General features: G+C 60.4%; 22 protein-coding genes. 14 read left to right on the top strand and 8 right to left on the bottom strand.

Features of this window, described 5'->3' with window-relative positions:
• Positions 1-96: 96 nt before the first annotated feature.
• A complete protein-coding gene (locus tag WBK19_RS15765) occupies positions 97-1,932 on the bottom strand; it encodes a GGDEF domain-containing protein (RefSeq protein WP_511291381.1) in 1,836 nt (611 codons plus the stop codon).
• 150 nt (positions 1,933-2,082) lie between these two features.
• Between WBK19_RS15765 and WBK19_RS15760 the strand changes: the two genes are divergently transcribed.
• The 3 genes from WBK19_RS15760 (at position 2,083) to WBK19_RS15750 (ending at position 3,102) form a co-directional block, all read left to right on the top strand.
• Positions 2,083-2,322: a hypothetical protein gene (locus tag WBK19_RS15760; RefSeq protein ID WP_511291379.1), complete on the top strand. Its 240-nt coding sequence runs from the start codon at positions 2,083-2,085 to the stop codon at positions 2,320-2,322.
• 8 nt (positions 2,323-2,330) lie between these two features.
• The gene (locus WBK19_RS15755; RefSeq protein ID WP_511291377.1) at positions 2,331-2,780 is read left to right on the top strand and encodes a GNAT family N-acetyltransferase; all 450 of its coding nucleotides are present in this window, start codon (positions 2,331-2,333) and stop codon (positions 2,778-2,780) included.
• Between the two features lie 151 nt (positions 2,781-2,931).
• Complete coding sequence (locus WBK19_RS15750; protein ID WP_511291375.1) at positions 2,932-3,102, top strand: hypothetical protein; 171 nt, start codon at positions 2,932-2,934, stop codon at positions 3,100-3,102.
• 48 nt (positions 3,103-3,150) lie between these two features.
• Here WBK19_RS15750 and WBK19_RS15745 read toward each other — a convergent pair whose 3' ends face one another.
• The 4 genes from WBK19_RS15745 to WBK19_RS15730 are packed head-to-tail and all read right to left on the bottom strand — an operon-like array spanning position 3,151 to position 7,019.
• A complete protein-coding gene (locus WBK19_RS15745) occupies positions 3,151-3,423 on the bottom strand; it encodes an oxidative damage protection protein (protein ID WP_511291373.1) in 273 nt (90 codons plus the stop codon).
• 30 nt (positions 3,424-3,453) lie between these two features.
• On the bottom strand, positions 3,454-4,773 hold the full coding sequence (argA, locus tag WBK19_RS15740) for an amino-acid N-acetyltransferase (RefSeq protein WP_511291371.1): 1,320 nt from the start codon (positions 4,771-4,773) through the stop codon (positions 3,454-3,456).
• The gene (gene pap, locus WBK19_RS15735; protein ID WP_511291369.1) at positions 4,770-6,278 is read right to left on the bottom strand and encodes a polyphosphate:AMP phosphotransferase; all 1,509 of its coding nucleotides are present in this window, start codon (positions 6,276-6,278) and stop codon (positions 4,770-4,772) included. The genes argA and pap overlap by 4 nt, the downstream gene beginning before the upstream one ends.
• Positions 6,279-6,281: 3 nt before the next feature.
• Complete coding sequence (locus tag WBK19_RS15730; RefSeq protein ID WP_511291367.1) at positions 6,282-7,019, bottom strand: 16S rRNA (uracil(1498)-N(3))-methyltransferase; 738 nt, start codon at positions 7,017-7,019, stop codon at positions 6,282-6,284.
• Between the two features lie 41 nt (positions 7,020-7,060).
• On the opposite strand from WBK19_RS15730, the gene WBK19_RS15725 reads away from it, so the two are divergent.
• The 11 genes from WBK19_RS15725 (at position 7,061) to fba (ending at position 20,123) form a co-directional block, all read left to right on the top strand.
• Positions 7,061-7,615 (top strand): thioredoxin family protein, encoded by a 555-nt coding sequence (locus WBK19_RS15725; protein ID WP_511291365.1) that lies wholly within the window; start codon positions 7,061-7,063, stop codon positions 7,613-7,615.
• Positions 7,616-7,794: 179 nt separating this feature from the next.
• Positions 7,795-9,816, top strand: coding sequence for a putative bifunctional diguanylate cyclase/phosphodiesterase (locus tag WBK19_RS15720; protein ID WP_511291363.1), 2,022 nt, complete (start codon positions 7,795-7,797; stop codon positions 9,814-9,816).
• A gap of 33 nt (positions 9,817-9,849) precedes the next feature.
• Positions 9,850-10,863, top strand: a complete 1,014-nt coding sequence (locus tag WBK19_RS15715) for a class 1 fructose-bisphosphatase (RefSeq protein WP_511291361.1) — start codon at positions 9,850-9,852, stop codon at positions 10,861-10,863.
• A gap of 42 nt (positions 10,864-10,905) precedes the next feature.
• Positions 10,906-11,559: a hypothetical protein gene (locus tag WBK19_RS15710; protein WP_511291359.1), complete on the top strand. Its 654-nt coding sequence runs from the start codon at positions 10,906-10,908 to the stop codon at positions 11,557-11,559.
• Positions 11,560-11,669: 110 nt separating this feature from the next.
• Positions 11,670-13,676, top strand: a complete 2,007-nt coding sequence (gene tkt, locus WBK19_RS15705) for a transketolase (RefSeq protein ID WP_511291357.1) — start codon at positions 11,670-11,672, stop codon at positions 13,674-13,676.
• Positions 13,677-13,700: 24 nt separating this feature from the next.
• Complete coding sequence (gene gap, locus WBK19_RS15700) at positions 13,701-14,729, top strand: type I glyceraldehyde-3-phosphate dehydrogenase (RefSeq protein ID WP_226402014.1); 1,029 nt, start codon at positions 13,701-13,703, stop codon at positions 14,727-14,729.
• A 77-nt stretch (positions 14,730-14,806) separates the two neighbouring features.
• On the top strand, positions 14,807-15,226 hold the full coding sequence (locus tag WBK19_RS15695; protein WP_511291355.1) for a hypothetical protein: 420 nt from the start codon (positions 14,807-14,809) through the stop codon (positions 15,224-15,226).
• A 27-nt stretch (positions 15,227-15,253) separates the two neighbouring features.
• The gene (locus WBK19_RS15690; protein ID WP_511291353.1) at positions 15,254-16,291 is read left to right on the top strand and encodes a type I glyceraldehyde-3-phosphate dehydrogenase; all 1,038 of its coding nucleotides are present in this window, start codon (positions 15,254-15,256) and stop codon (positions 16,289-16,291) included.
• A 21-nt stretch (positions 16,292-16,312) separates the two neighbouring features.
• Positions 16,313-17,497 (top strand): phosphoglycerate kinase, encoded by a 1,185-nt coding sequence (locus tag WBK19_RS15685; RefSeq protein ID WP_511291351.1) that lies wholly within the window; start codon positions 16,313-16,315, stop codon positions 17,495-17,497.
• Between the two features lie 85 nt (positions 17,498-17,582).
• Positions 17,583-19,016, top strand: a complete 1,434-nt coding sequence (pyk, locus tag WBK19_RS15680) for a pyruvate kinase (protein ID WP_511291349.1) — start codon at positions 17,583-17,585, stop codon at positions 19,014-19,016.
• Between the two features lie 42 nt (positions 19,017-19,058).
• Positions 19,059-20,123, top strand: coding sequence for a class II fructose-bisphosphate aldolase (fba, locus tag WBK19_RS15675; protein ID WP_511291347.1), 1,065 nt, complete (start codon positions 19,059-19,061; stop codon positions 20,121-20,123).
• 78 nt (positions 20,124-20,201) lie between these two features.
• Here the strand turns inward: fba and WBK19_RS15670 are convergent, their stop codons facing one another.
• The 3 genes from WBK19_RS15670 to WBK19_RS15660 are packed head-to-tail and all read right to left on the bottom strand — an operon-like array spanning position 20,202 to position 21,965.
• A complete protein-coding gene (locus WBK19_RS15670) occupies positions 20,202-20,849 on the bottom strand; it encodes a hypothetical protein (protein WP_511291345.1) in 648 nt (215 codons plus the stop codon).
• 49 nt (positions 20,850-20,898) lie between these two features.
• Positions 20,899-21,573, bottom strand: a complete 675-nt coding sequence (locus WBK19_RS15665; protein ID WP_511291343.1) for a hypothetical protein — start codon at positions 21,571-21,573, stop codon at positions 20,899-20,901.
• Positions 21,570-21,965 (bottom strand): hypothetical protein, encoded by a 396-nt coding sequence (locus tag WBK19_RS15660; protein ID WP_511291341.1) that lies wholly within the window; start codon positions 21,963-21,965, stop codon positions 21,570-21,572. The genes WBK19_RS15665 and WBK19_RS15660 overlap by 4 nt, the downstream gene beginning before the upstream one ends.
• Positions 21,966-21,998: the final 33 nt, after the last annotated feature.

Here is a 21,998-nt window from a genome sequence, read left to right as displayed (position 1 = left end):
GGTCGGCCCGGTCCGGCCGGGCACCTTTCATTTTTGAGCTTTTTTCCCGGTTGACCGTGGAACCCGCCTTGGTCCCGGACATCGCCAAACGAACAATCAGTTCATGTAGCGAGTGGCCATCGGCTGCATGTCGGCACTGCCGATCCGCCGCCGTTCGACAAACAGGCTGCCGCCCATCGGTTCGTTGGCCGGATCCTTGGCTTTTTTCTTTGCCTGTTTTTTTGCCGCCGAGGCGGCGGCGGCGACTTCGCGGTGTGATTCGCAGTCGCCCGGCCCGACTTTGACGGCGCCGATGGACAGCGTCGGCAAGGTCTGCAGGGTCAGTTCGCCCCGTCGGTTTTCGGCCATGTAGCCGCCGCGCAGACGTTCCTCAATGCCGAGCATGTTGCCCATGGCCTGACTAAAGGTGCTGATGATCTGCCAGCAGCGTATTTCCCAGTCTTCACTACGGAAAATGACGAAAAAGTCGTCCCCGCCGATGTGACCGACGAAATCCGTCTGCTGGTCGCAGGCTTCGCAGATCACCCGGGCCAGGGTCTGAATGACATCGTCGCCGCGCCGGTAGCCGAAGGCATCGTTGTAGGGCTTGAAGTTGTCGATGTCGATGTAGGCAGCGATGAACGGTTTGCCGGCTTCCAGCATGCGATCGACGTGCTCGTTGATCGGCACATTACCCGGCAACTGGGTCAGCGGATTGGCGTAGCGCGCCGCGCTGATCTGCATTTCGGTGATCATCGCCATCAGGTCGTGGCTACTGCCGACGCCGATGTACTGGCCCTGGGCGGTGACGATGAAGCCGTCGAACAGATAGTGCTTGGGGGCCAGCGAGAGCATCATCGCCAGCTCCTGGATGGTGGCAAACTGGTCGACGACGAGCGGCGCATGATCCATGAACAAATCACAACTCTTGCGCCCGAACAGCTCCTTACGGAAGGGTCGGGCAAAACGGTCGATCATGCTGTGCCGGTTGATCATGCCGACCGGCTGGGTGCCCTGGACGACGGGCAGGACATCGAGATCCGGATCGGCTTCAAAACGGGCGATGACGTTTACGTTGCTGGCGTTCATCGGCACCGGTTCGATCAGCCGGGCCAGATTGCGCGCTGTCGGCAGCTTGCCCGGACCGCCGGTCATCGGCGTCAGTGACAGCGATTGCTTGTCGAGGGCCATCAGGATCTGATCGGTGAGCAAGCGCATCGGATGACTCTCCGGCCGGGCGATCAGATAGCCCTGCCCACAGGCGATCCCCATGTCGCGCAGGCAGATGAAATCCTCGCTGCGCTCTATGCCTTCGGCGACCAGCAAGGCGTTGCAGATTTCCGCCAGATCCTGCATGGCGCGCACGAAATGAAACTTGATCCGGTCGTTAGCGATGCCGTTGATGAAATGCTTGTCGATCTTGACGAACTCGGGGCGCAAGTCCGACCACATGCGCAGATTGGCAAAGCCCTCACCCAGATCGTCGATAGCGAACTGGAAGCCACGCCCGCGGTAGTGTTGCAAGGCCTCGAGGATGCCCGGCATATCGGTGATCTTCTGGTTTTCGGTGAGCTCGATGACGATACGGTTCGGCGTGATGCCCAGTTCGTTGAGCAGCTCGCGGGTATGACCGTTCATCAGCCGGTCATCGAGCAGGCAGCCCGGCGTGACGTTGAGAAACAGCCGCCCGGGCAGGCGCTGCGCGGCAAAGGCGCGCAAGCTGGCCTCACGGCAGGCGTGCTCGAGATCAAGCGTCAGCTCGTTGCGCGCCGCCGCCGCGAACAATTGATCGGGGAAATGCAGGCAGCTGTTCTCCGGCCCGCGAATCAGCGATTCGTAACCGAGAATGGCCCGTACCCGAAAATCAAGGATCGGCTGAAAGACCGGGTAAAGAAGTCCCTCGGCCATGATCCGCCGCAACTCCGCAGCTTCATCATCGATCAGGACGATCATTATTTTTTTCCATGTAAACCCGGCGGCCAGTGTAGGAAGGCTGTGTTGCAAAGCTGTGACACAGCAAATATGGCGCCAACGAAATTCCGTCATCTTCCCGAAACATGGGCGATCCATGCTGCCCCACATCTGCAACACACGGAGGCTGTCATGACTGAAACCGTTTTTTGCTACTGCTGCCGCGTCCATCACGACAAGAGCCAGATGCGCCTTTTCCCGACCCGCCAGGGCTATCGCTGGCGCTGCCTGCGCAGCATCGAGGCAGCCGCGAGCAGTCGCCGGGAACGCGATGCCTTCGGCCAGAAACAATCCGAAATCAATCGCGAAACCGCCCGCCGCGCCGCCGAGTTCGGCCTGCTTTTGCGCCAGGTTCAGCCCTTCGCCCCCTGAACCGAACGATGGGAAAAATTCGCATCGACACGCTGGACACCAGCAGTCCGGCCCTCCTCGACGCGAGCGTGACGCTGATCTTCAACGCCTTCGCCGACCCCGAGCGCTACAGCGCCGAGCGCGTCAGCAAGGAATTGCGCGGCGACGACAGCGCTTTCTACCGGCGTTTCTTCGTCGCCATGGATGCCGGCGAAATCATTGCCGTCGGCGGCGTCAAGGCCGCCGACTGGGCGTCCAGCACCCATATCCTCTACCTCTCGGCGGTCACCCCGGAACGCCGCGGCAAGGGCATCGGCCGCGCCCTGATCAAGGCGCGCATCGACTGGCTGGAGGAAAATTTCAAATCCGGGCGCATCCTCGTTTCAGCCGCCAAGACCAGACGCTTTCGTGACCTCGGCTTCACCGAAGTGCGCAACAGCGCCATCGAAGGACGACATTTGCTGGTTCGGAAGTTCTAGCCTCATTTCATTTTTGGCCGTTTTTCCCGGTTGACCGTGGCATTCATCTGACCGCAACCGAGATACAAAAAATCCGTCATGCCCCTGCAATATTGGCTGGCGATAGTTGCGGGGTTGGCCAAGCCAAAGACCGGCTGATCAAGGAGAACCCATGAACAAGCAGAACCATAGCGACATCGCCGCCTTTCCCGAGCTGTTCGACGGGCTGGAGCAATTCATTGAAGAACAGGCCAGCGGCCTCAAGCGGACCAGCGCCATCCTGGCCATCACCGCCATGGGCGGCGGCATGCTCATTTTCTACGCGCTGAGCAAGATCGCCTGAAAAACAAAAATCCCGCCGCAGCGGGATTTTTCATGAACCTCCGGTCGCTCAGGCAGCCGGCGGAACGTAACCCTGAATCTTGTCGGCGCCGTCGCCGAAGAAGTGCTTTTCCAGCTGCTCCGCCAAGTACTTGCGATGCTTGGCATCGACCAGATTGAGACGATTCTCGTTGATGAGCATGGTCTGCATCTTGATCCATTGCTGCCAGGCTTCCTTCGAAACGTTTTCAAAAACTCGCTGGCCAAGCGCGCCCGGATAGGGCGGCTGATCGAGGCCTTCGGCCTCGCGGCCAAGCTTGATGCAATTAACGGTACGTGCCATGTGAAACTCCGTGGGGGTTGATGCGGGGAATTATAAAGTCTTGAACAGCACCTTGGAACGCCGCTGATAGTTGTACATGTCGCGCTTGTTGGCCGGCAGGTCATCGACCGTCCCGACCTTGAAGCCACGCTCGACGAACCAGTGCTCGGTGCGCGTGGTCAGCACGAACAGACGCTTGATGCCGGATTTGCGGGCACGCTGTTCGATGCGCAGCATCAACTGCTCGCCATAGCCCCATTCGCGATGTTCGTGGCTGACCGCCAGGCAGGCCAGTTCGGCCTCATCCTCGGAATGGGTATAGAGCGCGGCGCAGCCGACGATGATGCCGTCGTGCAGCATGATGGAAAAACGGTCGATTTCGCGCTCGAGCAGTTCGCGCGGCCGATGGACGAGGATGCCTTCCTGCTCCATCGGTTCGATCAGCGCGATCAGCGCCGCGATGTCGTCCGGTTTGGCTTCGCGAATATTTTCCAGCGATTCGCGGGTGACCACGGTACCGACGCCATCGTGCGTAAACAACTCGCGCAACAGCGCGCCATCCTGCTCGAAACTGATCAGATGCACCCGGCCGACGCCGGTCCGGCTGGCCCGTACGGCGCACGGCAGGTAGCGTTTGATGTCGGCCGACAGCCATTCGGCGTCACGCAGCATTTGCGACGCTTCGTCGGCCGTCATGGCGTCGAGAAGTTCGCCTTCCTTGTCGGTGACACCGCGGCTGTCAGTCAGGTACACCAGCTTGTCGGCCCGGATGGCGATGGCCACCGCTTCGGCCGCTTCTTCCATCTGCAGGTTGAAAATCTCGCCGGTCGGCGACGGCCCCTCGCAGTTGAGCAGCACGATGTTGCCCAGACCCAACTGCGCGTTGATGCCTTCACTATCGACCTTGCGCACCTTGCCGGCGTACTGCATATCGATGCCGTCGAGCACGCCGATCGGCTGGCCAGTGATGAAATTACCGCCGATCACCCGGATGCGGCTATTAGCCATCGGTGTATTGGGCAAACCCTGCGACAGCATGGCCTCGATTTCGAGATAGACGCTACCCACCGCATCAAGCACGCAGTCGAGCGCCTCGGCGTCGGTCACCCGGTAGCCGCGGTGATAGACCGACTCCAGATTTTTCTCGCGCAACTCCTCCTCGATCTGCGGTCGCGCCCCATGCACCAGGACAAGGCGGATACCCAGGCTGACCAGCAAATTGACGTCGTAGGCCAAGGTCTTGGCGAACTCGCTGGCCACCGCCTTGCCACCGAAGGCGATGACGAAAGTCTTGCCGCGAAAGGCATTGATGTAGGGCGTGACGGCCCGGAACCAGGAGACGAAGTGCTCGTCGTAAGGGGTATCGCTCATTTTTCCGAATATTTTCCGTCGTCGTCTTTCAGTGCCGTTTCAAGGCGCTCGCACAAGGTTTTCAACACTTTAACCCGGGCGAAGTTCTTGTCGTTGGCCTCAACCAACGTCCAGGGCGCCAGCCCGGTTGACGTGCGGTCGACCATGTCGCAAACGGCGGACACGTAGTCGTTCCATTTCTCGCGGTTGCGCCAGTCCTCGTCGGTGATCTTGAAGCGCTTGAACTCGGTGTCCTGGCGTTCCTTGAAACGGCGCAACTGCTCGTCGGCACTGATCTGCAGCCAGAACTTGACGACGATGGCGCCGGAATCGACCATCTGGTGCTCGAAATCGTTGATCTCGGCGTAAGCGCGCAGCCAATCGGCCTCGGTGCAAAACCCCTCGACGCGCTCGACCAGAACACGGCCGTACCACGAGCGGTCGAAAATCGCCGCCCGCCCGGTACGCGGCAAATGCCGCCAGAAACGCCAGAGATACGGCTGGGCCCGCTCTTCCTCGGTCGGTGCGGCAATCGGCACGATCTGGTACTGCCGGGCATCCATCGCCGCACCGATGCGACGGATGGTGCCGCCCTTGCCGGCCGCATCGGAACCTTCGAAAACCAGCACCAGCGAGCGCTTGCCGACAAAACGCGGGTCGCGCACCAACTCGGAAAGCCGGGACTGATACTTGGCCAACTGACTCTCGTAATCCTTCTTGATCAGCTTCTGCTTGAGATCAAGTTCGCTGAGCACGTTTTTCTGGTCAATCGAATGGACAATCGGCGGCGCCACCGGCACCTGCTGACGGCCTTCCTGCAGCAGTCGACGCTTCATGGCATCGAGCACGATGCGACCGACGGTCAGCGAACGATATTCGTCATCGGTGCCTTCAACGATGATCCACGGAGCGTGCGCCGTATTGCTGACGCGCAGCACATGGCCAGCCACTTCCTGCAGCTTGTTGTAAGTCTTCAGGCGCTCATAACTTTCCTTGGTGACACGCCAGGCCGTGTTCGGGTTCTTTTCCAAAGCCTTGAGCCGCGTCTTCTGGCCATCCTTCGAAAGGTGGAACCAGAACTTCAGTACTAACGCGCCTTCATTGACCAGCATGGCCTCGAAGCGGTTGATGTCGTCGAGACGCTCATCCATCTCCGAACGGCGCATCTGGCCGGTGATCCGGTCGGTGATCGGCTGCGAATACCAGGAGCCCGCAAAGATGCCAACCTTGCCCTTCGGCGGCAGAGCACGCCAGTAGCGCCACATGTAGGGACGAGCTCGCTCTTCGTCGGAAGGCGCCGAAAAGGCCAGCGTCGAAATATGGCGCGGGTCCATCCACGAATAAAGCAGGTTGATCGTCTCACCCTTGCCACTGCCGTCAACCCCGCTGATCAGGATAACGACCGGAAATTCCTTTTTCTCCAGCATGTCGTACTGCGCATCAAGCAAGGCAGCACGCAGCTTCGGCACTTCCTTTTTGAAGGTTTCCTTGTCTATCTTGTGGCCGAGTTCCGCTGATTCAAACATTGCCTACTCCCCCCTGAAGTCACCCCAAAGCACTTGCATCGCTGCCAGCGCAGCCAGACCCGCCGTTTCCGTGCGCAGGATGCGCGGCCCCATGCTTACCGCCTGAAAGCCAGCCGACTGCGCGGCGATCATCTCCTGCGGATCGAGCCCCCCTTCGGCCCCGATCAGCAGTTGAACCTCACCGGCTGGCCGGATCGAGGCCAGCGTCTGTTCGGCATCCGGCGCCAGCATCAGGCGCATGGCGCCATGCGCCGGCCTGGCCAGCCAGTTTTCCAGCTTTTCGAGCGGTGCCACAACAGGCACCTGGTTACGGCCACATTGCTCACAGGCCGAAGCCACCACCCCTTGCCAATGTGCAACACGCTTGCCAGCGCGTTCTCCGGCCAGCCGCAACACGCTGCGCCGGCTCTCGACCGGCACGATGTGCCGAACGCCCAGCTCGACCGCCTTCTGAATGGTGAAATCCATCTTGTCGCCGGCCTGCAAGGCCTGAACAAGCGTAATAGCCAGCGGCGACTCGCGCTCGACCGCTTTCCAGGCACCCAGCACGGCCATCACCCGGTCGCGCTCGATGCGTTCGATATGCGCCGGATACTCGCCGCCACGACCGTCGAAGAGGATCATCGGCGCCCCGGGCGGCAGGCGCAACACGCGCACCGCGTGACGCGCCACGGGCTCCGGCAATTCAACGTGAGCCCCCGGCGAAAGGGCTTCTCGACAGTAAAAACGGGGTGAATTCATCGGTGCTATTATGGTCGAAATGCGTTTTGGAGTGGAAAAACATGGTCGCTTTGAACCCGCCAGTCTGTGATTTTGGCCGACCGGCCATCGATTTCGATCTGCCGGGCATCGATGGCAAACACCATACCCTGGCCAGTTGCCGCGGCCCGAACGGGCTGCTCGTCATGTTCATCTGCAACCACTGCCCCTATGTCAAAGCGATAATTGACCGCCTGATCCGGGACTGTCGCGACCTGGCCAAGCAGGACATCGGCTGCGTCGCCATCATGAGCAACGATGTCACGGTCTACCCGGAAGATTCGCCAAAATCGATGGCGCGCTGGGCGACCGAACTGGCCTTTCCGTTTCCCTACCTCTACGACGAAACCCAGGCTGTCGCCCGAGCCTATGGCGCCGTGTGTACCCCGGACTTCTTCGGTTACAACGCCAAGCTCGAACTGCAATACCGCGGCCGTCTCGACGCCTCCGGACGCAATCCGGGAGCAACAGATGCTCGGCGCGAACTGTACGAAGCGATGGGCGAAATAGCCAACAAGGGCGAGGGTCCGCGGGAGCAGATTGCCTCGATCGGCTGCTCGATAAAATGGCAGATATAGCAAGCAATTATCAGAAATCAAAAAAATCATTTGCGCCCATGGCAAGACCCTGAGGGCTGGGCTATGATTCTGCATCGTTCTCCTGCCGGCCATCCTCGTTGAATTTACTGGATACTTCCTCGTCAAACCCTGTCGATCTACGACGTCAGCTGGCTTATCTGCAATCCGTTGTAACGAGCATGCCGCAAGGCATCAGCGTGTTCGACGAAAACCTGTGCCTGCGAGTCTGGAATCAGGGGTTTATCGAAGCGCTCGACTTGCCACCCGACGCCATCCATGCAGGCATTCACTTTTCCGAAGTGATCCGCGTCCCGGTTGTCCGTGGTGACTATGGGCAAGGTGATATCGAAGAACTGGTCGAACGCATCACGGCACGGATCGGCAAATTCGAACCCCACCGTCTCGAAGAAACCCGCCCTAACGGACGCTCCTATCTGATCCAGAACGAGCCGCTCTTCATCAACCAACAGGCGGCAGGATTCATCACCACCTACACCGACATTTCCGAGCGACGGGCCAGCGCAGAACGCGAACAACTGGCGCAAAAGGTATACACCCACACGCCGGCCGGCATCATTTTTACGGACGAAGAGCACCGCATCCTGTCAATCAACCCGGCCACTACCCAAATGACCGGCTACGAAGCCTTCGAACTGGTCGGGCAGACCGTCTTCGGGCTGATCAATCTGGATGAAAAGCAATCAAAGGAAGCATTCGAGGGAGATTTGGCCCTGCGTTCATCCTGGCAGGGGGAACTCGAAGTCACCCAGAAAAATGGTGAATGTTTTCCGGCCGGAACCCGGGTCAACCGCGTCGACGATCCGCAAAGCGGCTTGCCGGCACACTACGTCTGGATTCTGGCCGACATTACGGAACGCAAGCAGTCCGAGGAACGCATGCGGCACATTGCCCAGCACGATGCGCTGACCGGCCTGCCCAACCGCATGGCCCTGCTCATGCGGCTCGCCCAACTGCTCCCGGAAGCCCGACGCCATGGCTGGAAGATCGCCATGATGTTTCTCGATCTCGATCGTTTCAAGATCATCAACGACACCCTCGGCCACCAGATTGGCGACGAACTGTTGCGCGAGGTGGCCTGTCGCCTGTCCAGCGTCGTCCGTGAAACCGATTTCGTCGCCCGCCTGGGCGGTGACGAATTCGTCATAATCCTGCCTGGCATCTCGTCGGCAGCCGATGCCGCCGTGGTTGCCGGCAAGGCCATCGGTGCCCTGTCGACGGCCATTGAGGCCAACGGTCACGAACTGCACACCAGCCCGTCGATCGGCATCAGCGTCTTCCCAGACGACGGTCCGGATGGCGACACCATCCTGAAGAATGCCGACACGGCGATGTATCACGCCAAGGCGGCGGGACGAAACAACTTCCAGTTCTTTGCCACCGAGATGAACCTGATCACCTCGGAACGCCTGAGCATCGAACACAAATTGCGTCACGCCATCGCCCGCAACGAACTGGCGCTTTGCTTCCAGCCTCAGTTCCACGCCGCTGACACCATACCGACCGGCGTCGAAGCGCTACTCCGCTGGCACCATCCGACCGAAGGCATGATTTCGCCGGCCCGCTTCATCCCGGTCGCCGAAGAAACCGGCATCATCGTCGAGATCGGCGAATGGGTACTGGCCACGGCCTGCCGCGAAATGAAACGCTGGATCGACGCTGGATTGAAGCCCCTGCGCATCGCTGTCAACGTCTCGGCCCGCCAGCTACGCCGTCGCGATTTCTGCGAAACCGTGGCCAATGCGCTAACCCTGTCCGGTCTGCCGGCCGAATTGCTCGAACTTGAGATCACCGAGAGTTCGGTGATGGAAAACCCGCAGGAAGCCATCCTGATTCTCGAACGCCTCGGCCGCATGGGCGTCACGCTGGCCATCGACGACTTCGGCACCGGCTACTCCTCGCTGGCCTACCTCAAGCTTTTCCCGATCGACCACCTGAAAATCGACCGTTCCTTCGTCGCCGACATCGAAACCGACCTCAACGACCGCGCCATCGCTTTCGGCACCATCGCCCTGGCCCATTCGCTCGGCCTGAGGGTCATTGCGGAAGGCGTCGAAACCGAAGACCAGCTTGAACTGCTGCGCACCAACGGCTGTGACGAGGTCCAGGGTTTCCTGATGAGCAAGCCCTTGTATAGCGCCGCCGCCTTTTCCTTCCTGCACGCAAGGTGTCCGGCAGAGTAAAATTGCGCTTTTGTCATTGAAGCAGGGGTTCTCATGGCACAGCGCACGCTGGCACGTTATCTCACCGAAGAGCAACGCAACAAGGGCGTCATCACCGGCGACCTCAAGTTCCTGATCGAAATCGTCTCACGGGCCTGTCACGTCATTTCCGTTGCCATCGGCAAGGGCGGCCTCGGCGGCGTACTCGGCGAAGCAGGCAGCGACAACGTGCAAGGCGAAGCCCAGAAAAAGCTCGACGTCCTGTCGAACGACATCCTGCTCGATGCCAATGAATGGGGTGGCCACCTCGCAGCCATGGCTTCCGAAGAAATGGACCTGCCGCACCTGGTTCCCAACCGCTATCCGCAAGGCGAATACCTGCTGACCTTCGACCCGCTCGACGGCTCGTCGAATATCGACGTCAATGTCTCGATCGGCACCATCTTCTCGGTCCTCAAATGCCCCGAAGGCGCCGACCTGTCGACGCCTGAGGCAGCCGAAGCCGCCTTCCTGCAAGCCGGAACAGCGCAGGTAGCGGCCGGCTACGCGCTGTACGGCCCGACCACGCTGCTCGTCCTGACCGTCGGCGACGGCGTCGTCGTTTTCACCCTCGACCGTGAGTTGGGGCAGTTCATCCTGACCCAGGAAAATGTGCAGATTCCCGCCGACACCAAGGAATTCGCCATCAACATGGCCAATCAGCGCTTCTGGGAAGCCCCGGTCCAGCGCTACGTCAGCGAAATGCAGGCCGGCAAGGAAGGACCGCTCGGCAAGGATTACAACATGCGCTGGGTCGCCTCGATGGTCGCTGACGTGCATCGCATCATGACGCGTGGCGGCATCTTCATGTACCCAGTGGACAGCAAACTCAAGGGCCAGGGCGGCAAGCTGCGCCTGATGTACGAAGCCAACCCGATGGCCATGCTCATCGAGCAGGCCGGTGGCGCCGCGACGACCGGCCGCCAGCGCATTCTCGACATTCAGCCGGAGAAACTGCATCAACGCGTGCCGGTCATCCTCGGTTCGAAAAACGAAGTCGACCGCGTCACTGGCTATCACGGCGACTGACCTGCTACATTCGCCCATTCGACACCGCCATAGGACAAAGTAATGAAACAAATGAGCATTGCACTACTCTTGGTGGCTGGCACCATCCTTGCCGGCTGCAAGAGCAACGAGTCCAAGCCGGAAGAGTCCGCGCCACCGCCTCAGGCCGCAGCTGCACCGGCCCCCGCCCCGGTCGCTACCAAACCGGAATGTGCGCCGGAGCCCGCCACCAAGAAAAAGACCACCAAGAAGACGGCAAAGAAAACTGCCAAAGAAGCTGCAACAGCACCGGCCGATTGCGAACCGGCCAAGCCGAAGACCACGGCAAGCCCCAAGGCAGTCGAACCGACAAAGCCGGAGCCGGCCGCCACGCCGGTCACCGGCAGCACCACCGGCAAGGCCTGCAACCCTTGCGTCATGAAATCGAAGGACGGCACTTTCGACGGGGAGGTCTACGGCAGCATTCCCCCTGGCAGCAAGTGGGCAAAGTTGCAGATTGGCATGCATCAGTCCGAAGTCGAGCGCATCCTGGGCGTGACGGCGAACATTCGCGCCTACGTCACGGCCAAGGCCTGGATTCCCTTCTATTTTGGCGGTGACAGCCATCGCTACGAAGCGGTCTATGCCGGCCAGGGTAGCGTTGCCTACACCGGCGGCAGCTTTGGTGGCGGCCAGGGCATCCTGATGATGATTAATTTTGACCCCAAGATTCAGTAAAACTGATCGAAGGCAGGCCTAAAAAGCCTGCCTTATTGGCCTTCTGCCCTACCCAAAAAGAGGGTTTTCCCGGATAATTTCAGCTTTTAAGCAGGCTGGATTTCCGGATCATGAGCGTCAGCAATCTCCCCAAGTTTTCTCCCCTGACTGGCGCCATCCGCGCACTGGCCATGGACGCAGTCCAGCAGGCCAATTCCGGCCATCCGGGCGCCCCGATGGGCATGGCGGAAATCGCCGAAGTTCTTTGGCGTCGCCACCTGCGTCACAACCCGGCCAACCCGCACTGGCCCGACCGCGACCGCTTCATCATGTCGAACGGCCATGGCTCGATGCTGGTTTATGCCCTGCTCCACCTGACCGGCTACGATCTGTCGATCGACGACCTCAAGAACTTCCGCCAGTTGCACTCGAAAACGCCGGGCCATCCGGAATTTGGCTACACCCCCGGCGTTGAAACGACCACCGGGCCGCTCGGCCAGGGCATCACCAACGCTGTCGGCTTCGCGCTTGCCGAAAAGGTGCTGGCTGCCGAGTTCAACAAGCCCGGCCACGAGATCGTCAATCACCATACCTACACCTTCCTCGGCGACGGCTGCCTCATGGAAGGCATTTCGCACGAAGCCTGTTCGCTGGCCGGCACGCTCGGCCTCGGCAAGCTGATTGCCTTCTGGGACGACAACGGCATTTCCATCGACGGCCACGTCGATGGCTGGTTTACCGATGACACCCCGAAGCGCTTCGAAGCCTACGGCTGGCACGTTATTGCCAACGTCGACGGCCACAACTCGGACGCCATCGAGCGTGCCCTGCTCGCCGCCAAGGCTGTCACCGACAAGCCGAGCCTGATCTGCTGCAAGACAACGATTGGCGCTGGTGCGCCGAACAAGCAGGGATCGCATGACTGCCATGGTGCCCCGCTCGGCAAGGACGAAATTGCCGCGGCCCGGGCTTACATCGGCTGGAATCACCCGGCTTTCGAAATCCCCGATGAGATCTACGCTGCCTGGAACGGCAAGCCGCGTGGCGCCATCTTCGAAGAAAACTGGAGCACCCGCTTCAAGGCCTATCAGGCCGCCTTCCCGGCCGAAGCCGGCGAATTCGAGCGCCGCGTCATCAAGGGCGAACTGCCGGCCAACTGGGAAGCGACCAAGACAACCTACCTCGCGACTTGCCGCGACAAGGCCGAGAATATCGCTACCCGCAAGGCTTCGCAGAACGCCATCGCCGCGCTGGTCCCGGCCGTGCCGGAAATCTTCGGCGGCTCGGCTGACCTGGCCGGTTCCAACCTGACTTTCGTCAAGGGCAGCAAGGGCGTTACCCGCACCGAGGGCGGCAACTACTGCCACTACGGCGTCCGCGAATTCGGCATGACGGCCATTGCCAACGGCCTGGCGCTGCATGGCGGCCTGATTCCCTACACCGCGACCTTCCTGGTTTTCTCCGACTACGCCCGCAACGGCATCCGCATGGCGGCGCTCATGAAGCAGCGCCAGATCATGGTTTATACCCATGACTCCATCGGCCTCGGCGAAGACGGCCCGACGCACCAGCCGGTCGAGCACATCCCCAGCCTGCGCATCATTCCCAATCTCGACGTCTGGCGCCCGGCCGATGCGACCGAAACAGCCATCGCCTGGACTTCTGCGGTCGACCGGAAAAACGGCCCGAGTTTGCTCGCCCTGTCGCGCCAGAACCTGCCGACCGTGACCCAGAAAATCGCCGATGCCGACATCGCCAAGGGCGGCTACGTCCTGTCCGAAGCCGATGGCGAAGCGCAGCTCACACTGATCGCCACCGGCTCTGAAATCAAGCTGGCGCTCGACGCCCAGGCAGCTCTGGCCGGCGAAGGCATCAAGACGCGCGTCGTCTCCATGCCCTGCACCAACGTTTTCGACCGCCAGAGCGCCGAATACAAGGCCTCCGTCCTCGGCGGCTGCAAGAAACGCATCGCCATCGAAGCCGCTCACCCGGACTTCTGGCGCAAGTACGTCGGCCTGCATGGCGCCGTGATCGGTATCGACCGCTTTGGCGAGTCGGCCCCGGCCGGCCAGCTGTTCGACATGTTCGGTTTCACGGTGGCCAACGTCGTCAAGACGGCCAAGGCGCTGTTGTCCTGATTTTTTAAAAGAGGAGTTTGTTTCATGGCTATCAAGGTTGCAATCAACGGTTTTGGTCGTATCGGTCGCTGCACACTGCGCGCCATTTACGAGCAGGGTCTGCAGAATGAATTCGACGTCGTCGCCATCAACGCTGCCGGTGACCTGGCGACCAACTCGCACCTGCTCAAGTACGACACCACACACGGCCGTTTCCGCACCAGCGTTGAAACCGAAGGTGAAAACTGCATCATCATCGACGGCAAGAAGATCGCCTTCTACTCGACCAAGAACCCAAAGGACATCAACTGGGCCGACCACGGCGTCGATATCGTCCTCGAGTGCACCGGCGCCTACACCTCCAAGGCCAAGGCCCAGCCGCTGCTCGAACAGGGCGCCAAGCGCGTGCTTATCTCAGCCCCGGGCGGTGATGACGTCGATGCCACCATCGTCTATGGCGTCAATGAAGGCCTGTTCAAGTCGGACATGACCGTCGTTTCCAACGCTTCGTGCACGACCAACTGTCTGGCTCCGGTCGCCAAGATCCTGTCCGACAGCATCGGCATCAAGCAGGGCCTGATGACCACCATCCACGCCTACACCAATGACCAGGTCACTGTCGACGTCCGCCACAAGGATCTGCGTCGCGCCCGTGCCGCTGCCGCCAATATCATCCCGACCAAGACCGGCGCCGCCAAGGCCGTCGGCCTGGTGCTGCCGGAACTCAAGGGCAAGGTCGACGGCTTCGCGCTGCGCGTGCCGACCATCAACGTCTCGCTGGTCGACCTGACCTTCACGGCCGGCCGCAACACCACCAAGGAAGAAATCAACGCCTTGATGACCGCCGCCGCCAACGGCCCGCTGAAAGGCGTGATGGACGTCAATAACGAGCCGCTGGTCTCCTCCGACTTCAACCACACCACCGTTTCCTCGACCTTCGATGCGACGCAGACCCGCGTCATTCAGGGCGAAGACGGCAGCACGCTGGTCAAGGTTCTAGCCTGGTACGACAACGAGTGGGGTTACTCCTGCCGCATGCTCGACGCCGCCCGCGCCTGGATGGCCGCCAAGTAAGCTGTTTGTTTCATGAAAAGGGGCCGCAAGGCCCCTTTTGTTTCACCCCCGACCGTAAGACCTCTGGAGGAATCAAGATGCACCATACGCACCGTATTACCTTCCTGGCCGCCATCGCCGCCCTGTTTTTTGCTGCCACCGTTGGCGCGGCCGAAGAGCCAGTAAAGAAAGAAGAGGCCGCTGAAGCGGTGATCGTCGGCAATCCGCCGGCCGATTCACCGTTCGGCAAGCTGAAGATCGGCATGAAATACGAGGAAGTCATCGCTATCCTCGGCAAGCCGACCAGCGAGTCGAGCTGGTGCACCGGCAAACAGAACATCCCTTTCTACTTTGGCGACGATCGCGGCCGCGCCGAAGCCCACTTCAAGGGCTTGGGCAAGCTTGATTTCAATGCCACCGTCTCGATGTACCCCTTCCGCATCTGCAAGGGCAACGCCCCGCTCGATCTGGTTTATATCGAGTACAACCCTGAGACCACCGGCGAACTGCCAAAATAATTTTCTACGGAACGCGACCGACACTTCATGCCACTGCGTCTTGCCATCAACGGTTATGGCCGTATCGGTCGCTGCTTTCTGCGCGCGCTACAGGAATCCAGCGTCGCCCACGATCTCCGGGTGGTCGCCATCAATGAGCCGGCCAATCTGGAGAGCATGGCCTACCTGACGCGTTTCGACTCGACGCACGGCCGCTTTCCCGGCAGCGTCGACGTTGCCGACGGGCAATTAATCATCGACGGCCGGCCCATCCGCATCAGCCATGCCCGCACGCCGGAGGCCGTCGACTGGCGCGACATCGACCTCGTGGTCGAATGTTCCGGTTTCTACGGTCAACGGGAAAAATTGGCCGAATTCATAAGCGCCGGCTGCCCGCGCCTGTTGCTCTCGCACCCCGGTGCCAGCGGCGAGGACGTCGACGCAACCATCGTCGCCGGCATCAACCAGCACACGCTGACCGGGGCTGAACGTCTGGTCTCGGCCGCCTCCTGCACGACCAACGCCATCGTCCCCATCCTCGATCTGCTCGACCGCGAAGTTGGCGTCGACCAGGCGCTGCTCACGACGCTGCATTCGGTCATGAACGACCAGCCGCTGATCGATGGCTACCACCACGACGACCTGCGCCGCACGCGCTCGGCCATGCAGTCGATCATCCCCGTATCGACCGGCCTGGCCCGCGGCATTGAGCGCCTGTTGCCACAGCTGACCGGCAAGGTCCAGGCCAAGGCGATCCGCGTCCCGACCCTCAACGTCTCGGCCATCGACCTGACTATCAGCACCCAGCGCCCGGTTTCGGCGCACAGCATCAATGCCCTGCTCGCCGACGCAGCGCGCGGTCCGCTGAAAAAACTGATCGCCTATTCCGAGGCGGCGCACGCCTCGATCGATTTCAATCACGACCCGCATTCGGCCATTGTCGACGGCAGCCAGACGCGCACCGCCGGCACCCATCTGGTGAATATCTTCGTCTGGTTCGACAACGAATGGGGCTTCGCCAACCGCATGCTCGAGGTCGCTGACCACTGGTCGCGCCTGTGGCACAATCACGATCAATATAATTAACCGCTAATACTGGAGCAGACAATGAACGTTATCAAACTCACCGACCTCGACGTATCCGGCAAGCGCGTTTTCATCCGCGCCGACCTCAACGTGCCGCAGGACGAAGCCGGCAACATCACCGAGGACACCCGCATCCGCGCCTCGCTGCCGTCGATCAAGTACTGCCTCGACAAGGGCGCCGCCGTCATGGTCACTTCCCACCTCGGTCGCCCGACCGAAGGCGAGCTGACCCCGGATGACAGCCTGTTGCCGGTCGCCGTCCGTCTCGGCCAGATGCTGCACACCTCCGTTCGCCTGATTCAGGACTGGGTCGATGGCGGTTTTGAAGTCAAGCCGGGCGAAGTCGTCCTGCTCGAAAATTGCCGCGTCAACAAGGGCGAAAAGAAGAACAACGACGAACTGGCCCAGAAGATGGCCAAGCTCTGCGACGTTTATGTGAACGACGCTTTCGGCACCGCCCACCGCGCCGAAGCGACCACCCACGGCATCGCCAAGTACGCCCCGGTGGCTTGCGCCGGGATGCTGATGGGCGCCGAAATCGACGCCCTGACCAAGGCCCTGACCAACCCGAAACGTCCGCTCGTCGCCATCGTCGGCGGCTCCAAGGTTTCTTCCAAGCTGACCATCCTCAAGTCGCTGGCCAGCAAGGTCGACCAGCTGATCGTCGGCGGCGGCATCGCCAACACCTTCCTGCTCGCCTCCGGCAAGCGCATCGGCGACTCGCTGGCCGAAGCCGATCTGGTCAAGGAAGCCCACGCCATTATGGACATCATGAAGGAACGCGGCGCCGAAGTGCCCTTGCCGACCGACGTCGTCGTCGCCGACGAAGTCTCTGCCCTGGCCCGCGCCAACAAGATTTCCGTCGATGACGTTGCCGCCCACGACCGCATTCTCGACGTCGGCCCGAAGACCGCTGCCAAGCTGTCGCAAATTATCGCCAATGCCGGCACCATCGTCTGGAACGGCCCGGTCGGCGTCTTCGAACTGCCGCAGTTCGCCGGCGGCACCAAGATGATGGCCTCCGCCATCGCCCACTCCGAGGCCTTCTCGATCGCCGGCGGCGGCGACACGCTGGCCGCCATCGCCAAGTTCCACATCCATGACGACGTCGGCTACATCTCGACCGGCGGCGGCGCCTTCCTCGAATTCCTCGAAGGCAAGACCCTGCCGGCGATTCAGGTTCTCGAAGAACGCGCCGCGAAATAATGCTGCAAGGTGTTGACCGTAGCATTGCTACGGTCAACCGGAAAAAACAGCGAAAAATCAAATAACAAAAAAGGATAGAGAAGACATGTCACGCCACACCAAGATCGTTGCCACGCTGGGCCCCGCCTCCTCCTCGACCGAGGTGCTGGAGCGCATGGTCCAGGCCGGCATCGACGTTGTCCGGATGAATTTTTCGCACGGCACGGCCGAAGACCACAAGGCGCGCGCCGACGGCATTCGTGCTGCCGCCGCCAAGTTTGGCCGGACCATCGGCATCCTCGGCGACCTGCAGGGACCGAAGATTCGCGTCGGCAAGTTCGAGAACAACAAGATCATGCTCGTCGTCGGCGCAGCCTTCATCCTCGACGCACAATGCAAGCTCGGCAACCAGGAACGCGTCGGCCTCGATTACAAGGATCTGCCGAAAGACGTCGTCAATGGCGACATCCTGCTCCTCGACGATGGCCGGCTCAAACTGATCGTCGAAGGCGTCCGTGGCCATGAAATCCACACCCGCGTACTGGTCGGCGGCGAACTGTCGAACAACAAGGGTATCAACCGCCAAGGGGGCGGCCTGACCGCGCCGGCACTGACCGCCAAGGACATGGACGACATCAAGACCGCGGCCCAGATCGGTGTCGATTTCGTCGCCGTCTCCTTTCCGAAAAGCGCCGCCGACATGTACATGGCGCGCCAGTTGTTGCGCGCCGCCGGCAGCAGTGCCGTGCTCATCGCCAAGATCGAGCGCGTCGAAGCGATCACCAACCTGGCCGAAATCCTCGACGCCTCCGACGGCATCATGGTTGCCCGCGGCGATCTCGCCGTCGAAGTCGGTGACGCCACGGTCCCGGCCCTGCAGAAGAAGATGATCCGCATGGCGCGCGACAAGAACAAGCTGACCATCACCGCGACGCAGATGATGGAGTCGATGATCACCTCGCCGGTGCCGACCCGGGCCGAAGTTTCCGACGTCGCCAACGCCGTGCTCGACGGCACCGATGCCGTGATGCTGTCGGCCGAAACGGCGGCCGGCAATTACCCCGTCGAAGTCGTCGAATCGATGGCGCGCATCTGCGTCGAAGCAGAGCGTTCGGCCGAAGTGACCCTCGATCGCGAATTCCTAGACCGCGTGTTTACGCGCATCGACCAGTCGATTGCCATGGCCGCCATCTGGACGGCGCATCACCTCAAGGTCAAGGCCATAGCCGCCCTCACCCAGTCCGGCTCGACCGCGCTGTGGATGAGCCGCCTGAACTGCGGTGTGCCGATTTACGCGCTGACCCCGGACGCCGAATCGGTCGGCCGCATGGTCCTCTACCGCGGCGTCAGCCCCTTACCGATGAAGCAGCAGCATACCGACCGCGACCTGTTGCTGGCAGAAGCCGAGCAACTCCTGATCGATCGTGGTGTCGTAGAAAAAGGCGACCTCATCGCCCTGACCATCGGCGAGCCCATCGGCACCACCGGCGGGACCAACACACTCAAGATCGTCCGCGTTGGCGAACATCAAATCCTTTAAAATACTCAGATCAACTAAACACGAAATCGAACAGGAGTTCCCATGCCGCTCGTCTCCATGCGCCAATTGCTCGACCACGCCGCCGAAAACGGCTACGGTCTGCCCGCCTTCAACGTCAATAACATGGAACAGGTCTGGGCCATCTGCGAAGCCGCCAGCCAGATCGACGCCCCGGTCATCATGCAGGCCTCGGCCGGCGCCCGCAAATATGCCGGCGAGCCCTTCCTTCGCCACCAGATCCTGGCCGCCCTCGAAGCCTACCCGCATCTGCCCATCGTCATGCACCAGGACCACGGCCAGAGCCCGGCCGTCTGCATGGGCGCCATCCGCTCCGGCTTTACCTCGGTCATGATGGACGGCTCGCTCGAAGCCGACGGCAAGACCGTCGCGTCCTACGACTACAACGTTGCCGTCTCCAAGGAAGTGGTCAAGCTGTCGCACGCCATCGGCGTTTCCGTTGAAGCCGAACTCGGCGTCCTCGGCTCGCTCGAAACGATGAAGGGCGACAAAGAAGACGGCCACGGCGCCGACGGCCACATGACGCGCGAACAACTGCTCACCGACGTCGACCAGGCAGCCGACTTCGTCAAGCAAACCAACTGCGACGCGCTGGCCATCGCCATCGGCACCAGCCACGGCGCCTACAAATTCACCAAGAAGCCGACCGGCGACATCCTCGCCATCGACCGCATCAAGGAAATCCACGCCCGCATCCCGAACACCCACCTCGTCATGCACGGCTCGTCCAGCGTGCCGCAGGAACTGCTCGCTGAAATCCGCGAATTCGGCGGCGACATGAAGGAAACCTACGGCGTGCCGGTCGAGGAAATCGTCAAGGGTATCGCCCACGGCGTACGCAAGGTCAACATCGACACCGATATCCGCCTCGCCATGACCGGCGCCATCCGCCGCTACCTGTTCGAAAACCCCACAAAGTTCGACCCGCGCGACTACCTCAAGCCGGCCCGTGAAGCCGCCAAGAAAATCTGCCTGGCTCGCTTCGAAGCCTTCGGCTGCGCCGGCCGTGCCAGCCAGATCAAGGCCATGCCGCTGGAAAAGATGGCCGAGCGTTACGCCAAGGGCGAGTTGAACCAGATCGTTCGCTAAGACAGGCTTTCGTACAAGCAAACAAATGGCCGCTCTATGCGGCCATTTTTTCTGGAAGGTCACTGCCTTACAAGGGCATCAAGCTATCGGTACGCCAAAGCCTGCGAGAATCGCCCCGCCTGCCTTTTTAGCAGACCCAATGGCAAAATCCTTGGCTAGTTTTGAAAATCCCTGGCGTAGCTGCTCATCCTTTTTCTCCTTTTCGAGACGCTGGAAGCCAGTCTTGAATTTTTCCGTTTCCCCGGCATCAAAAAACTGCTCGAGCAGAGAAAACAGACCTTTCGAATCGACCTTCACAATCTCCGTATTGAACGAATGGTCAAAAATCAATCCATTGTTCTTAAGTTCACCCTGCAGCCAATTCTTGGCCAATGCATCCTCGACAATCAGGCAGACCTTCCTTGACTCAACCTCGAGCACAGCCCGGGAGAGTGCAAGCAGCAATTTTGTCTTGGCCTGGTCTTCGACGCGCCCACCGTACTTGAGGCCGGCCTCGTAGCGAAGCAGCTTTATCTTGCTTGCCGGCGCCTTGAGAATGGCACTGACCTCCTGATTGGGGAAGGTGCGCAAGGGGCCGCCACCGAGTCCATACTTGTCGAGCAGATGCATGACCAATACATCGAGATCCTTCTTGCTCAGCGCACCGATCCCAAAAGACAGGTAATGCTTCAGGAACTCGCTTTTGAAGTTGTCTGCAGAAACTTCGCTACCGGCTTGCTGGGCCATCTGTCACGCTCCTTTCGTGGTATTGCTAGTGAAAAGCGGTGAAAGCAATTTAAGGCTGTAGATGTTTCAGTTCCACGCCATACACGGCTGGACTCTGAGCGTAATTTAATCCTTTGGGATCGATGAAGGCCAGCCAGAATTCGGACGCCGGCGATGCCGGAACGGACACCTTCGCCGTAACTAACTGCGCAGAGGAGAGTATCGAAGACTGAGGTGAATCGAGCAGGCTCAACTCGCGCCTAACCCCTAGCGCCTCCTTGACCAGGCCCTTGGTGAAATTGGCCCACGCCTTGCATTCAACTCCCAAGGCAATTTCATCATGCCGGGGATAGCCTAAATCGGTCGTGCATACCACGATGTCGATCTCGTGCCGTCGGCTATTGTCGTTGGCGCCACTCTGGAAATGACCCAAGGAGTCGAACTCGATGTCGACAAATAGCCAATACCCTGTTCCGTCCGGCCCTGTTACCGTGAAGTGAGAGTCGCTTGTCGCCAATCGACCCGGCGAGGCCTTGAACTGCAATGCCGATGGATGCCGGACATTGGGTTGGAAGATCAAGGTAAAGCCTCGCCTGCGGAGATCGTCGATCACATGAGAAAGAACGAACAGTTCGTAGAGTTTCCCATCGTTGAGCGCCTGTACCAGGTTCGAATCAGCCTGTCGCAGGGAAATGTAATTCGCAAATATTTGCCGGATTCGTTGAGCTGCAGAATTCCGATTCATCTCCGCTCCTCGTCATTCCGAAGTTCATAAATCAACTCCCGCAACGATGCCCGGACATCGCCCAGATATTCCAGGCCCTCAAAATTTGCCGGCTCGGCAGCGCCCTCTCCCGGCGTCGACAGAACCTCGACGGTCTCCACCTGCGGGCTGGTCTCAGGCCGATTAATGCGCTCCAGCGAATTTTCCAACGTCGTTTTATCACGCACCGCCAGAAATCGTTCGAAGGCCTGTAGCATCTCAAGCAACCGCTGGCGAGGCTCAAGCAAGAAGTGCTCGCCAGTCTCGGGATCTTGCTTGACGTAGTGCCGAGGATCAGCGAGGCCGCTTGCCCCGACCAGATCAAGCTGCTCCTTCAAAACATCAATCAAGCTCAAATAGTCAGCGCTATTCACACCTCGCTCCTAATTAAATGGGAGAACCGGTTT

The sequence above is a fragment of the Azonexus sp. genome (assembly GCF_049652925.1).
Classification (GTDB): domain Bacteria; phylum Pseudomonadota; class Gammaproteobacteria; order Burkholderiales; family Rhodocyclaceae; genus Azonexus.
This window is presented reverse-complemented; position numbering and strand designations above follow the sequence as displayed.

Coding starts and splice junctions, on each gene's coding strand:
- WBK19_RS15665 (WP_511291343.1), bottom strand. CDS start 21,573: ATGAATCGGAATTCTGCAGCTCAACGAATCCGGCAAATATTTGCGAAT.
- WBK19_RS15760 (WP_511291379.1), top strand. CDS start 2,083: ATGACTGAAACCGTTTTTTGCTACTGCTGCCGCGTCCATCACGACAAG.
- WBK19_RS15715 (WP_511291361.1), top strand. CDS start 9,850: ATGGCACAGCGCACGCTGGCACGTTATCTCACCGAAGAGCAACGCAAC.
- WBK19_RS15755 (WP_511291377.1), top strand. CDS start 2,331: ATGGGAAAAATTCGCATCGACACGCTGGACACCAGCAGTCCGGCCCTC.
- WBK19_RS15720 (WP_511291363.1), top strand. CDS start 7,795: ATGCCGCAAGGCATCAGCGTGTTCGACGAAAACCTGTGCCTGCGAGTC.
- WBK19_RS15725 (WP_511291365.1), top strand. CDS start 7,061: ATGGTCGCTTTGAACCCGCCAGTCTGTGATTTTGGCCGACCGGCCATC.
- WBK19_RS15750 (WP_511291375.1), top strand. CDS start 2,932: ATGAACAAGCAGAACCATAGCGACATCGCCGCCTTTCCCGAGCTGTTC.
- WBK19_RS15685 (WP_511291351.1), top strand. CDS start 16,313: ATGAACGTTATCAAACTCACCGACCTCGACGTATCCGGCAAGCGCGTT.
- WBK19_RS15690 (WP_511291353.1), top strand. CDS start 15,254: ATGCCACTGCGTCTTGCCATCAACGGTTATGGCCGTATCGGTCGCTGC.
- WBK19_RS15745 (WP_511291373.1), bottom strand. CDS start 3,423: ATGGCACGTACCGTTAATTGCATCAAGCTTGGCCGCGAGGCCGAAGGC.
- WBK19_RS15695 (WP_511291355.1), top strand. CDS start 14,807: ATGCACCATACGCACCGTATTACCTTCCTGGCCGCCATCGCCGCCCTG.
- WBK19_RS15730 (WP_511291367.1), bottom strand. CDS start 7,019: ATGAATTCACCCCGTTTTTACTGTCGAGAAGCCCTTTCGCCGGGGGCT.
- WBK19_RS15765 (WP_511291381.1), bottom strand. CDS start 1,932: ATGATCGTCCTGATCGATGATGAAGCTGCGGAGTTGCGGCGGATCATG.
- WBK19_RS15670 (WP_511291345.1), bottom strand. CDS start 20,849: ATGGCCCAGCAAGCCGGTAGCGAAGTTTCTGCAGACAACTTCAAAAGC.
- pyk (WP_511291349.1), top strand. CDS start 17,583: ATGTCACGCCACACCAAGATCGTTGCCACGCTGGGCCCCGCCTCCTCC.
- pap (WP_511291369.1), bottom strand. CDS start 6,278: ATGTTTGAATCAGCGGAACTCGGCCACAAGATAGACAAGGAAACCTTC.
- gap (WP_226402014.1), top strand. CDS start 13,701: ATGGCTATCAAGGTTGCAATCAACGGTTTTGGTCGTATCGGTCGCTGC.
- tkt (WP_511291357.1), top strand. CDS start 11,670: ATGAGCGTCAGCAATCTCCCCAAGTTTTCTCCCCTGACTGGCGCCATC.
- fba (WP_511291347.1), top strand. CDS start 19,059: ATGCCGCTCGTCTCCATGCGCCAATTGCTCGACCACGCCGCCGAAAAC.
- argA (WP_511291371.1), bottom strand. CDS start 4,773: ATGAGCGATACCCCTTACGACGAGCACTTCGTCTCCTGGTTCCGGGCC.
- WBK19_RS15710 (WP_511291359.1), top strand. CDS start 10,906: ATGAAACAAATGAGCATTGCACTACTCTTGGTGGCTGGCACCATCCTT.